The sequence below is a fragment of the Pseudomonas veronii genome (assembly GCF_001439695.1).
GTDB classification, from domain to species: Bacteria; Pseudomonadota; Gammaproteobacteria; order Pseudomonadales; family Pseudomonadaceae; genus Aquipseudomonas; species Aquipseudomonas veronii.
Genome location: NZ_JYLL01000001.1, coordinates 286131 through 299544, shown reverse-complemented (window position 1 = coordinate 299544; position 13414 = coordinate 286131). Strand labels below are relative to the sequence as shown.

General features: G+C 61.2%; 11 protein-coding genes. 3 read left to right on the top strand and 8 right to left on the bottom strand.

Annotated elements, in window-relative coordinates:
* Positions 1-72 precede the first annotated feature (72 nt).
* From TU80_RS01240 to amaB, 8 genes are all read right to left on the bottom strand, one after another.
* Entirely contained in the window at positions 73-837 is a 765-nt protein-coding gene (locus TU80_RS01240) for an SDR family oxidoreductase (RefSeq protein WP_057003688.1), read from the bottom strand.
* 786 nt (positions 838-1623) lie between these two features.
* Positions 1624-2340, bottom strand: coding sequence for an ABC transporter ATP-binding protein (locus TU80_RS01235; protein WP_017849723.1), 717 nt, complete (start codon positions 2338-2340; stop codon positions 1624-1626).
* Positions 2337-3212 carry an ABC transporter ATP-binding protein gene (locus TU80_RS01230; protein ID WP_057003687.1) on the bottom strand — a complete coding sequence of 292 codons (876 nt, stop codon included), beginning with the start codon at positions 3210-3212 and terminating at the stop codon, positions 2337-2339. Before TU80_RS01230 ends, TU80_RS01235 begins: the two co-directional genes overlap by 4 nt.
* Positions 3209-4486 carry a high-affinity branched-chain amino acid ABC transporter permease LivM gene (gene livM, locus TU80_RS01225; RefSeq protein WP_017849725.1) on the bottom strand — a complete coding sequence of 426 codons (1278 nt, stop codon included), beginning with the start codon at positions 4484-4486 and terminating at the stop codon, positions 3209-3211. The genes TU80_RS01230 and livM overlap by 4 nt, the downstream gene beginning before the upstream one ends.
* Positions 4487-4488: 2 nt before the next feature.
* Positions 4489-5403 (bottom strand): ABC transporter permease subunit, encoded by a 915-nt coding sequence (locus TU80_RS01220; protein ID WP_003236186.1) that lies wholly within the window; start codon positions 5401-5403, stop codon positions 4489-4491.
* 201 nt (positions 5404-5604) lie between these two features.
* Positions 5605-6741: a branched-chain amino acid ABC transporter substrate-binding protein gene (locus TU80_RS01215; RefSeq protein WP_057003686.1), complete on the bottom strand. Its 1137-nt coding sequence runs from the start codon at positions 6739-6741 to the stop codon at positions 5605-5607.
* Positions 6742-7127: 386 nt separating this feature from the next.
* The gene (gene amaA, locus TU80_RS01210) at positions 7128-8411 is read right to left on the bottom strand and encodes an L-pipecolate oxidase (RefSeq protein WP_057003685.1); all 1284 of its coding nucleotides are present in this window, start codon (positions 8409-8411) and stop codon (positions 7128-7130) included.
* A gap of 172 nt (positions 8412-8583) precedes the next feature.
* Positions 8584-10074, bottom strand: coding sequence for an L-piperidine-6-carboxylate dehydrogenase (gene amaB / locus TU80_RS01205; RefSeq protein ID WP_057003684.1), 1491 nt, complete (start codon positions 10072-10074; stop codon positions 8584-8586).
* A 153-nt stretch (positions 10075-10227) separates the two neighbouring features.
* Between amaB and TU80_RS01200 the strand changes: the two genes are divergently transcribed.
* From TU80_RS01200 to nadE, 3 genes are all read left to right on the top strand, one after another.
* Positions 10228-11118, top strand: coding sequence for a LysR family transcriptional regulator (locus TU80_RS01200; RefSeq protein ID WP_057003683.1), 891 nt, complete (start codon positions 10228-10230; stop codon positions 11116-11118).
* 206 nt (positions 11119-11324) lie between these two features.
* Complete coding sequence (gene pncB / locus TU80_RS01195) at positions 11325-12539, top strand: nicotinate phosphoribosyltransferase (protein WP_017849730.1); 1215 nt, start codon at positions 11325-11327, stop codon at positions 12537-12539.
* Between the two features lie 3 nt (positions 12540-12542).
* Complete coding sequence (gene nadE, locus TU80_RS01190; RefSeq protein ID WP_057003682.1) at positions 12543-13370, top strand: NAD(+) synthase; 828 nt, start codon at positions 12543-12545, stop codon at positions 13368-13370.
* Positions 13371-13414 lie beyond the last annotated feature (44 nt).

Below are 13414 nucleotides of genomic sequence, written 5' to 3'. Positions count from 1 at the left end.
ACCCAATTCAGTGTGGGAGGGGCGGTGCGACGATTCGACTTGCCCCCGATGCAGGCGACTCGGTCTAACGCCTTACTTGGCCCCACGCTCAATCGCAAACCCGGCCCAGCTCTGGCTCACCGGCATCAGCTCAAGACGGTTGATGTTGACGTGCGCCGGGGTGTTGAGCACCCAGAAGATGGTGTCGGCGATGTCCTGCGGCTGGATCGGCTCGGCGCCGGCATAGGTGGCGTCGTAGCGCGCCTGGTCGCCGCCGAAGCGCACCAGGGAGAACTCGCTTTCACACAGCCCTGGCTCGATGTTGGTCACACGCACGCCGGTGCCTTGCAGGTCGCAGCGCAGGTTCAGCGAGAATTGCTTCACGAACGCTTTGGAGCCGCCATACACGTGGCTGCCCGGGTACGGGTAGCTGCCGGCGATGGAGCCCAGGTTGATGATCCCGGCACCGCGGCCATAGGCGATCAGGCGCGGCAACAGCAGGTGGGTGGTGGTCAGCAGGCCCTTGATGTTGGTGTCGACCATGGTTTCCCAGTCGTCGAGGTTGCACTTGGGCGCGGGATCGGTGCCCACGGCCAGTCCGGCGTTGTTGATCAGCCCGCGCAGCTTGGCGAACGCGGGCGGCAGGCCGGTAATCGCCGCTTCCATGCCTTGGCGGTCGCGCACGTCCACCACCAGGCCGTGTACTTCGGTCTGCTTGGAAAGCTCTTCGACCAGCGCGTTCAGACGCTCGGCACGACGACCGGTGAGCACCAGTTTCCAGCCAGCTTCGGCAAACCGACGGGCGCAGGCTTCGCCGAAACCTGAAGTTGCGCCAGTAATAAACAGCGTGTTGGACATGGTGTTCTCCTTGCGGGCATCGGAAAAAATAAGCCAGCAGAATGCCCTTACACCGTCGTCGCGGCAACCGCTATGCACATCACGCCATGCACGCCTGATCAGTTTTTAACCAAACCACGCAAAGCCTTACACACCGTGGCCTGCAGCCATATGCGCGCAGGTTATCCACAATTGCGCCCACAGTCTTTGGGGGCAAGTGCAAAAAGCCCAGAGCCGCTGTGTACAAGGCTTTCAGGCGGTTTTGCAAAGTTTTTTGCTTGACCTGGACGAGGCGGTATGTAGGCCCATGCACGAGAGGAAAAACCGAACGATGGCTCCAGGCCAGTCATTCCGGCCTCTGCGGGCGTCTTTCCAGAGTTTAACCACAGACTTATCCACAGGTTGGACAGACATAATCCGGTCATATACCTGTGTCTTTAAACAGGTTGACAAACCCCTCGGCAGGTCGCCAAAAAGCCACTGATCAAAAAACAACCATCACGCTGCAGGCCACGTAATCAAAGGCTTTCAGCCAGCTACTCCCACGTTACCCACAGCCGGTTCCACAGCGGATGGGGACAAGTCAAAACTGTGACAAAACAGCGATTTGCGGCGGCTATCTGTCGCGCTTTGGAAGGTGGCCGGATTTGTTTTCCACAATTTGGGATCGCACTTGTGAACACCACAAAAACAAATGTGGGAGGGGGCTTGCCCCCGATGGCGGTGGGTCAGTATCAGGTGTTCTGACTGATACACCGCCATCGGGGGCAAGCCCCCTCCCACAGGGGGACTGCGTTGTGATTTAGGTCAGTGGCCGCCGAGGTAGGCGTTGCGCACTTCCTCGTTCACCAGCAGCTCCTTGCCGGTGCCTGTCAGGCGAATCTCGCCGTTGACCATCACATACGCCCGGTCTGACAGACGCAGCGCATGGTTGGCGTTCTGCTCCACCAGGAAGATGGTCATCCCGGTGGCCGCCAGTTCGCGCAGGGTGGAAAAGATCTGCTTCACCACAATCGGCGCCAGGCCCAGGCTCGGTTCGTCGAGCAACAACAACTTGGGCCGGCTCATCAGTGCGCGGGCGATGGCGAGCATTTGCTGCTCGCCACCGGACATGGTCATCGCCCGTTGGTTACGCCGCTCTTTGAGCCGTGGGAACAGCTCGAACATGCGCTGCATATCTTCCTGGGCGAACTTGTCACCGATGGGGATGGTGCCCATCAGCAGGTTTTCCTCGACGGTCATGTCGGGGAACACCCGCCGCCCTTCCGGCGACTGCGCAATGCCGTTGGACGCGATGTAGTGGGACGACTTGTGGGTGATGTCGACGCCGTTGTAGAGGATCTGCCCCGACTCCGCCCGTGGCTGGCCGAAGATCGACATCAGCAGCGTGGATTTCCCCGCGCCGTTGGAGCCGATCAGGCTGACCGTTTCGCCTTCGTTGATGTGCAGCGAGACTTTCTTCAGCGCCTGGATCGGCCCGTAGAACACGTCCAGGTCCTTCATTTCGAGGATAGGCCCGTTCATACAAGCTCCTCTTCATCCGCGCCCAGGTAGGCCGCGATCACTTTCGGGTCGTTGCGGATCGCATCCGGCCCGCCCTCGGCAATCACGTTGCCGTGGTCGAGCACCACGATGTGGTCGGAAATACTCATCACCATGCCCATGTCGTGTTCGATCAGCACCACTGTGAGGTCGTGTTCGTCGCGCAGCAGGCGAATCATCGCGCTGAGGGCTTCGGTTTCCTGGGGGTTGAGGCCCGCAGCCGGTTCGTCGAGACAGATGATCTGCGGCCGGGTACACATGGCGCGGGCGATTTCCAGGCGGCGCTGCTGGCCGTAGGAAAGCTCACCGGCCAGGCGGTTGGCGCAGTCCACCAGGTCGACCACTTCCAGCCAGTAGAAGGCGTGGTCGAGGGCGTCGCTTTCAGCCTTGCGGTAGCCCTTGGTGTTGAGGATGCCCGCGAGCATGTTGCGGTTGACCCACATGTGCTGGGCGACCAGCAGGTTTTCCAGCACCGACATTTCCTTGAACAGGCGAATGTTCTGGAAGGTCCGCGCCAGGCCGGCGCGGTTCACCAGGTGGGTGCCGCCGAACATCTTGTAGTACACGCGGCTGAAGAAGCTTTTCGGCGACACGAAGTCGATGGCCTCGAAGCGCTCGCCGAGCAGTTGGATCACGTTGGTCTGCTTGCCGCGCACGTTGAGTTCGATCTTGCCGCCACTGGCTTTGTAGAAGCCGGTGAGGCAGTTGAACACCGTGGTCTTGCCGGCGCCGTTGGGGCCGATCAGGGCGAAGATCGAGTTGCGTTCGACCTTGAGGCTCACGTCGCTCAAGGCCTTGATGCCACCGAAGTGCATCATCAGATGTTCCACGGACAGGACGACTTCCTTGCTCATGGCGCCACTCCTTTACGTGGGGTCACACCGGTACGGCTGATCCGGATCAGGCCGCGTGGCCGCCAGATCATCATCACCACCATCAACACGCCAAACAGCAGCACGCGGTACTCAGAGAAGCTGCGCAGCAGTTCCGGCGCGACGGTCAACACGAACGCCGCGATCACCACGCCCACCGTCGAGCCCATGCCGCCCAACACCACGATGGCCAGGATCAGCGCCGACTCGAAGAAGGTGAACGACGACGGGTTGACGAAGCCTTGGTAACTGGCGAAGAACACCCCGGCCAGACCGGCCGTGGAGGCGCCGATGGTGAACGCCGAGAGCTTGACCAGCACGTGGTTCAGGCCCATGGAGCGACAGGCGATTTCATCTTCGCGCAAGGCTTCCCAGGCGCGGCCGACCGGCATGCGGGTCAGGCGATGCTTGATGTACAGCACGGCCAGCACCACCAGGAACAGCACGATGTAGATGAACATGAACTTGATGTTGGGGTTGTAATCGAGGCCGAAGAACTCATGGAACGGAATCCCGCCGTCCTTCGCTTTGCGCCCGAATTCCAGGCCGAGGAAGGTCGGCGAAGGCACCGGCATGCCGTTTGGCCCGCCGGTGAACGACAGCCAGTTGTTCAGCACCAGGCGGATGATTTCACCAAACCCCAGGGTCACGATCGCCAGGTAGTCGCCGTGCATGCGCAGCACCGGGAAGCCGAGTATGCACCCCGCCAGCGCCGCCGCGATGGCCGCCAGCGGCAGCACCGTCCAGAAACCCAGGCCGAGGTATTGATACCCCAGCGCGAGGCCGTAGGCACCGATGGCGTAGAACGCCACGTAACCCAGGTCGAGCAAGCCGGCCAGGCCGACCACGATGTTCAGGCCCAGGCCGAGCAGTACGTAGATCAGCCCGAGGATCACCACGGTGAGCAGGTACTTGTTGGCGAAGATCGGGAACACGATGGCGATCACGATCAGCGCCGGGATGATCCAGCGCAGCCGCGACTTGTAGTCCGGCGCCAGCACATGGACGCCCGAACCGCTGCTCTCGAAGCCCTGCAGAATCTTCACGCCCTTGGGCGTTTGCAGGAACAGGCTGAGGGCAAAGCGGCCGGCCATCACGATGGCGACCAGGATCGCCACGCGCGCGGGTTGCAGGTTGAAGCTGTAGCCGTCGAGCACCACGCCGACGATCGGACCGAACACGATCAACGCAATCAGCCCGGCGAGGATCGTATCGACCACACTTTTTTTGATATCAATCGATTTGGCAGCAGACATGTTTATACCTTAGCCACGAGTGGGCGACCAAGCAGGCCCTGGGGACGGAAAATCAGAATCACCACCAACAGGGAGAAACTGAACACGTCTTTGTAGTCAGAGTTGATCAACCCCGAGAACAGCGACTCCGAAATACCGAGGATGATCCCGCCCAGCATCGCCCCAGGCAGGGAACCGATGCCGCCGAGTACCGCCGCGGTGAAGGCCTTGATGCCGATGATGAAGCCGGCGTAGAAGTCGAACGTGCCGTAGTTGAGGGTGATCAACACGCCGGCCAGGGCCGCCATGGCGGCACCGATGACAAACACGTAGGAAATCACGCGGTCGGTGTTGATGCCGAGGATCGAGGCCATCTTGCGGTCTTGCTGGGTAGCGCGGCACATGCGGCCGAGCTTGGTGTACTTGATGATGTAGGTCAGCAAGGCCATGCCGGCGAAGGCAGCGACCAGGATGAAGACCTTGGTGTACGTCAACTGGACGAAACCGCTGCCGATATCGACGCGCCAGGCGCCGGCCAGCAGGGTCGGAATGCCTTGTTGCTTGGCGCCCTGGGCGATCTGTGCGTAGTTCTGCAGGATCAGGGAGATACCGATGGCGCTGATCAGCGGTGCCAGTCGGGTGGAGTTGCGCAGCGGTTTGTAGGCGACCCGTTCGATGACCCAACCGTAAACGCCGGTGACGACCACGGTGAAGATCAGGGTGCCAAGAATGAGCAGCGGGAAGGATTCGATGCCGAAATAAGCCAGCAGTGCCAGACTGATCGCCGCGAGGTAAGCGGAAATCATATAAACCTCGCCATGGGCGAAGTTGATCATGCCAATGATGCCATAGACCATTGTGTAGCCGATGGCGATCAGGCCATAGACCGACCCGAGGGTCAGGCCGTTGACCAGTTGCTGCAGGAAAATACCATCCATAACGCAATCTCACGCGGTGAGCACCTGCACACCGGTAGGTGTGCGGCGCTTCTGGAGGAAAAGACAGATCTCAATCACAACCCAGTCCCCCTGTGGAAGGGGGCTTGGCCCCGATTGCGGAGGGTCAGCTATACATCGGGTGGCTGATACACCGTCATCGGGGGCAAGCCCCCTCCCACATTAGGTCTGTGGTACTCAGCCTTACTTCTGCTTTTCCAGCTGGTGGTATTTGCCGTCTTTGTCCCACTGGTAAACCACGTAGTCGGAGACTTTCAGGTCGCCCTTGCCATCCCAGGCTTTTTCACCCATCACGGTTTTTACCGGGTGAGCCTTGAGCCACTTGGCGGCGTCTTCACCCTTGTTGGACTTGGCACCGTTGAAGCCGGCAGCCAGGGCCTGGACCGACGCGTAGGCATACAGGGTGTAGCCTTCTGGCTCGGTGCCGTTTTTACGGAACTCTTCAACCACCGTCTTGCTGTCCGGCAGCAGACGCGGGTCGGCGCCGAAGGTCATGTACACGCCATCCACATATTGCTTGCCACCGGCGGTCGCCACCAGTTCGTCGGTCACGATGCCGTCGTCGGACATGAATTTCACGTCCTTGAGGCCTGCTTCACGAATCTGGCGAACCAGCGGACCGGCTTCCGGGTGCAGGCCGCCGAAGTACACGACGTCGGCGCCCAAGGAGCGGATTTTGGTGACCAGGGCACTGAAGTCTTTCTCGCCCCGGGTCAGGCCTTCTTCCAGCACCGGTTTCACGCCGCGCTTGGTCAACTGGGCAGCGGTGGCGTCGGCCAGGCCTTTGCCGTAGGTGTCCTTGTCGTTGATGACCGCGACTTTCTTGCCCTTGAGCACGTCGACGATGTAGTCGCCGGCCACGATGCCTTGCTGGTCGTCACGCCCGCACATACGGAACATGGCGCCCAGGCCGCGTTCGGTGACCTGCGGGTTGGTCGAGCCCGGGGTGATGGCGATGATGCCGGCTTCGTCGTAGACCTCGGACGCCGGGATGGTGTTGGACGAGCAGAAGTGCCCGACCACGCCGATCACTTTGTCCTGGTCGGCCAGGCGGTTGGCCACGGCCACGGCCTGCTTGGGTTCACAGGCATCGTCACCGGCGACCAGCTTGATCTGCTCACCGTTGATGCCGCCAGCCTTGTTGATGACATCGGCTGCCGCCTGGGCGCCCTTCATGTACTGCTCACCGAAAGCGGCGTTGGCGCCCGTCATCGGCCCCGCTACGCCAATCTTCACATCAGCTTGAACAAACGTAGAAACACCCAGCGCCGCTGCAACGGCGAGGGCCAGAAAACCTTTCTTGTAAAACGTCTGGGACATGAGTGGTGCTCCGAGGTTTTTGTTTATTGGCACTAAGTATTCACTGCAAACCTTCAACTAAAACTTTCACTGAAAGCCCAGAGCAAGCCGCGTGCCATTACGTTTTTATTCTTCAAAAAGACACGGTGTCATTGTTATTGCAGGTGTTTCGGCTCCGTTCGTCGGGACGTGCAACCCTCTAACTTCAATAGGTGCAACCCATGGATCAAAAAAGTACAACCTTCATGGGTCGCACCTGCAACCAGACCGCCAAACGACACTTCCTACAGCTGTAACAATGCACGTAACGGAACTGCACATTTACAGTGCGTGATTGCTACAACTTGCACCAATACAGATTAGTCGTCGGCGAAGAACGTGCCGGCTTCTGAAGGCTATTTCGCTGATCAGATCACGATCCGCAAGCATTGGCCGGCGTGATACAGCGAGAATCCGGCTTCATACAGGCAACTGCGCAGGCCCACCCCGGCCAGCGGTTGCATCGGCGCGAACGGAATCGGCAGAGCCTGGGGATTCTGGTGACACAAGTAGTCGGCAAAGGCCTTGCCGACCACGCTGCCGGTGGTCACGCCGCGGCCGTTGTAGCCGGTCACGGCCACCAGGCCGGGCGCGGGTTCGAACAAGCGCATCAAGTGGTCCGGGGTGAACGCGATGCAGCCGGTCCAGGTGCATTCCCACTGCACCGATTTGAGGTACGGGAAGTAGTGCTGCTGCACCCGATCGGCCCACGCCTTGAGAAACCACGTCGGTTTCTGGTTGCCGTTGCCCAGACTGCCGAGCAACAGGCGGCCATCGGCGTCGCGGCGGATGCTGCTGAGCACCTGGCGCGTGTCCCACGAACCCTGGCCACCGGGAAGGATTTGCCGGGCCGCGTCGTCGGTCAGCGGCGCGGAGGCGACCTGGTAGTAATAGCCTGGGAAGAAATTGCGCCGCAGTTCGGTCCATTCGCCTTCGGTGTAGGCATTCGAGGCGATCACCACTTGTGCAGCCTGCACCGCACCGTTCGCGGTCTGCACCGACCACTCCGCACCTTGGCGTTCCAGGCGCGCAACCGGGGAATGGTCGAAAAGCTGCCCGCCCAACCCCACGGCCGCATTGGCCAGGCCGCTGGTGTAGGCCATCGGGTTCAAGGTGCCGGCACGTCTATCCAGCAGTGCGGCGGAGATCTTTTGAGTGCCGGTGGCTTGCTCGCAGGCCGAACCGGTGAGCAGTTCGACCGGCGCGCCGCGGCGCTTCCATTGTTCTTCACGACTGCGCAAATCCGCCTCGCCCCGGGCGTTGTGCGCCATGTGCAAAGTGCCCTCGCGGCGCAATTGGCAATCGATGTTGTATTTGTCGACCAGGCTGAACACCAGCGACGGCGCCGCGCCCAGCATGCGGTTGAGCTGGCTGCCCACCGCCTCGCCGAAACCGGCTTCGATCTCGTCCGGCGGAATCCACAAGCCGGCGTTGACCAGCCCGACATTGCGCCCCGAGCCGCCATGGCCGGTGCGATGGGCTTCCAGCACGGCGACAGTCTTGCCTTGTTCCAGCAAGTGAATGGCCGCCGACAAACCGGTAATCCCGGCGCCGATCACGCACACATCCACCTTCACTTCGCCCTTGAGCGCAGCGCGATCCGGCCGGCCAGGGGTGAGTTGTTCCCACAAACATGTTTCGCGTAGTGCCATTGCCAGACTCCGATGAGACCTAACAAACATCTATTCCGAACTGCATATAGCTCAACTGTGGGAGGGGGCTTGCTCCCGATGGCAGTGGATCAGCTGGACATCTGTTGACTGACACACCGCCATCGGGGGCAAGCCCCCTCCCACATTTTGACCGCACTTCGACTTAAGGTAATCAGTCGAAGGTAATGCCCTGGGCCAGCGGCAGTTCCAGCGAGTAGTTCACGGTATTGGTCTGGCGACGCATGTACCCGCGCCACGCATCCGAGCCCGACTCACGCCCACCGCCCGTCTCTTTCTCACCGCCAAACGCGCCGCCGATTTCCGCGCCGCTCGGGCCGATGTTGACGTTGGCAATGCCGCAGTCGCTGCCCACCGCCGACATGAACTGCTCGGCCTCGCGCACATCGGTGGTGAAGATGCATGACGACAGGCCTTGCGGCACGGCGTTGTTCAGGCGCAGGGCTTCGGCGAAGTCGCTGTAGCCGACCACGTACAGGATCGGCGCGAAGGTCTCAGTGCAGACCACGTCGCTTTGCTCCGGCATTTCCACAATCGCCGGCGACACGTAATAGGCATTCGGGAATTTGTCTTCCAGTTGGCGCTTGCCGCCGAACACCTTGCCGCCTTCGCTCAGGGCCTGCTCCAGCGCATCCTGCATCGCGTCGAAGCCGTGCTTGTCGATCAGCGGGCCGATCAGGTTGCCTTCCAGCGGGTGGCCGATGCGTACCTTGGAATAGGCGGCCTTGAGGCGCGTGACGATTTCTTCCTTGACCGACTCATGGGCGATCAGCCGGCGCAGCGTGGTGCAACGCTGCCCGGCGGTGCCGACGGCGCTGAACAGGATGGCGCGCACCGCCATGTCCAGGTCGGCGCTTGGGCCGAGGATCATCGCGTTGTTGCCGCCCAGCTCGAGGATGCTGCGGGCAAAGCGCGCGGCGACTTTCGGCGCCACTTCACGGCCCATGCGCGTACTGCCGGTGGCGCTGATCAGTGCGACCCGCGGGTCATCCACCAACGCGGCACCGGCATCGCGGCCACCGATGATCACCTGGCTCAGGTATTGCGGCGCATCGTTGAATTTTTTCAGCACGCGCTCGAACAGCGCCTGGCAGGCCAGGGCGGTGAGCGGGGTCTTTTCCGACGGCTTCCAGATCACGGCGTTGCCGCACACCAGGGCCAGGGTGGTGTTCCACGCCCACACGGCCACCGGGAAGTTGAACGCGCTGATCACACCGACCACGCCCAGCGGGTGCCAGGTTTCACGCATGTGGTGGCCCGGGCGCTCGGAGGCGATGGTCAAGCCATACAACTGGCGCGACAGGCCGACGGCGAAGTCGCAGATGTCGATCATTTCCTGCACTTCACCCAGGCCTTCCTGAGTGATCTTGCCGGCTTCCCAGGAGACCAACTCGCCCAGGTCTGTCTTGTATTCGCGCAACACGTCGCCGAACTGGCGCACCAACTCGCCGCGACGCGGTGCCGGCACCTTGCGCCAGGCCTCGAATGCATGCTCGGCGCGACTGACCTGTTGCTCCACCTCGGCGGCGCCTTCCCAGTTCACACTGCCGATACGGCTGCCATCGATCGGCGAATGCACGGGTTGTTTCCCCGCTTGGTACAGCGCCGGGTTTACCCCGAGACGATCAAGCAATGCGGCAACCATGGGTCACTCCTTCAATCTATACAGAAAAAATTGCGCCGCGGCCCACACGACGATCCAGGGCTTATTTGTAGCTGGCCCAAGACTTGCCAACAAACGACGATTAGGCGAGATATCATTCCGTTTATTCATGCAAAGCATAAAAAGAGGCATGCCGTGCTGAACAAAAGACATTTGCCCTCGATCACTGCCCTGCAGTGTTTCGAAGCCGCCACCCGCCACCTGAGCTTCACCCGCGCCGCCGAGGAGCTGAACCTCACGCAAAGCGCGGTGAGCAAACAGGTGGCGCAACTGGAAGAACTGCTGCAGCACCTGCTGTTTCGCCGGGTACGCCGACGCTTGCAGATGACCCCGGCGGGCGATTTGTATTTGGTGGAAGTGCGCAAAATCCTCACCCAGGTGGAGATGTCCACCCATTACCTGCGCTCCTACGGTGGCGAGACCGAAGTATTACGCGTGTCTACGCCCTACACCTTCGGCGCACGCTGGCTGGTGCCGCGCCTCAAGGGCTGGCGCTTGCGTCATCCGCAAATCCACCTGGACCTGTGCAACGAACAGGAACCGGACGAGCTGCTGCAAGGCAAGGCCGACATGGCGTTCTACTTCGGCCAAGGCTCACGCCCCGGCACCGAGAGCCTGAAACTGTTCAGTGAAGAACTGATCCCGGTGTGCGCCCCGGAAAGCCTGCCCGCGCAGCCGTTCACCGACCCCACGCAACTGAGCAACCTGGTCCTGCTGCAAAACGCCTCGCGCCCCCAGGGCTGGCATGACTGGTTCGCCGACCAGGGGTTTCACACCGAGCACAGCTATCACGGGCCGCGTTTCGACACGTTCTATATGTGCATTCGGGCGGCGCAGGTGGGCTGTGGCGTGGCGTTGCTACCGCGCTTCCTGGTGGAGGAGGAACTGGCCGACGGCAAGCTGGTGATCCCTTGGCAGCATGCAATGCCGAGCCAGGATGCGTATTACCTGGCGTACCCCGAGCATTCGGCGGAGGTGCCCAAGGTGCGGGAGTTTGTGAAGTGGATGATGGAGCAGGTTATTTAGTGCCTGGAATACCGCTATCGGGGGCAAGCCCCCTCCCACATTTGAAACGCATTCCAAGTGTGGGAGGGGGCTTGCCCCCGATAGGGCCAGTGGCCTCACTGAAAAAATCACTGGCAAAACCCCACAGGTCTATGCGCCACTAGCCCCCTTCCTTTCTTGTGCGTAAAGGCCGGCGCCCATCGCCGTCCTGTCTGGAGATTCCCGTTATGAGCGAGAGTGTGTTTGCCGATCGCATCGTGCAGAACCTGCTCGACACCGACTTCTACAAGCTGACCATGATGCAGGCGGTGCTGCACAACTACCCCAATGTGGAAGTTGAATGGGAGTTTCGTTGCCGCAACAGTGAAGACCTGCGCCCGTACCTGGCGGAGATCCGTTACCAGTTCGAGCGCCTCGCCGAGTTGAGCCTGAGCGCGGACCAACTGAGTTTCCTGGAGCGCATCAGCTTCATGAAGCCGGATTTTTTGCGCTTTCTCGGCTTGTTCCGCTTCAACCTGCGCTATGTCCACACCGGCATCGAAAACGGCGAGCTGTTTATCCGCCTGCGCGGGCCGTGGCTGCATGTGATCCTGTTTGAAGTGCCGATGCTCGCCATCATCAGCGAAGTGCGCAACCGCTATCGCTACCAGACCGTGGTCCTCGAACAGGCCCGCGAGCAGTTGTACCGCAAGTTCGACTGGCTGATCGCAAACGCCAGCAGCGACGAGCTCGCCGAGCTGCAGGTGGCGGACTTCGGCACTCGCCGACGCTTCTCCTACCGCGTGCAGGAAGAAGTGGTGAGCGTGCTCAAGCACGACTTCCCCGGCCGGTTTGTCGGCACCAGCAACGTCCACCTGGCTCGCGAGTTCGATATGAAACCGCTGGGCACCATGGCCCATGAATGGATCATGGCCCACCAGCAACTCGGCCCGCGCCTGATCGACAGCCAGATCGCCGCCCTCGACTGCTGGGTCCGCGAATACCGCGGCCTGCTGGGTATCGCCCTGACCGATTGCATCACCACCGACGCCTTCCTCAGCGACTTCGACTTGTACTTCGCCAAGCTGTTCGACGGCCTGCGCCACGATTCCGGTGACCCGGTGCTGTGGGCGGAAAAAGCCATCGCCCACTATCACAAGCTGGGCATCGAGCCGATGAGCAAGACCCTGGTGTTCTCCGACAGCCTGTCGCTGCCCAAGGCCCTGGAGATATTCCGGGCGCTGCGCGGTCGGATCAATGTGAGCTTTGGCATCGGCACCAACCTGACCTGCGATATTCCAGGTGTGGAACCGATGAGCATTGTGCTTAAAATGACGGCCTGCAATGGCCAGCCCGTCGCGAAGATCTCCGATGAAGCGGGCAAGACCCACTGCACGGACCCGAATTTCGTCGCCTATTTGCGACACGTTTTCAAAGTACCTGCCCTTTCCAGCAAGGAGTGAATCATGCAAGCCGTACAGCGTGAGATTGCGCAGCAGCTCAAGGTTCAAGCGCCGTTCAAAGACCAGGCCGCCCTTGAGGCCGAAATCGCCCGGCGCGTGACCTTTATCCAGGACTGCCTGCGCAATTCAGGGCTCAAGACATTGGTGTTGGGCATCAGCGGTGGCGTCGACTCCCTGACCGCAGGCCTGCTCGCCCAACGCGCCACGCAGGAGCTGCGCTCCAGCACCGGCGACGAGGCCTATCGTTTTATCGCGGTGCGCCTGCCCTACGAAACCCAGTTCGATGAAATCGACGCCCAGGCCGCGGTGGACTTTATCGAGCCGGATGAGCGCCACACCGTAAACATCGGCCCAGCGGTGAAATCCCTGGCCAATGAAGTGGCGGCATTTGAAGGCAAGGCGGCGGTGTCCCGCGATTTCGTGCTGGGCAACACCAAGGCGCGCATGCGGATGGTCGCGCAGTACACCATCGCCGGCGCGGCCAGCGGCCTGGTGATCGGCACCGACCATGCGGCGGAAGCGGTGATGGGCTTTTTCACCAAATTCGGTGATGGCGCCTGCGATCTGGCACCGTTGAGCGGGCTGGTGAAGAACCAGGTGCGATCGATTGCGCGGCACTTCGGTGCGCCGGAGTCGCTGGTGGAGAAAATCCCGACCGCCGACCTGGAAGACCTCTCGCCGGGTAAGCCGGACGAGGCGTCACATGGCGTGACCTATGCCGAGATCGATGCGTTCCTGCACGGCGAGCCGGTGCGGGAAGAAGCGTTCAGGATCATTTGCGAGACGTATCGCAAGACCGAGCACAAGCGGGTCATGCCGTTTGCGCCGTGAGGTGAACCAGATAGTGTTGTGTTGATTGTGAGGTAGCCATCGGG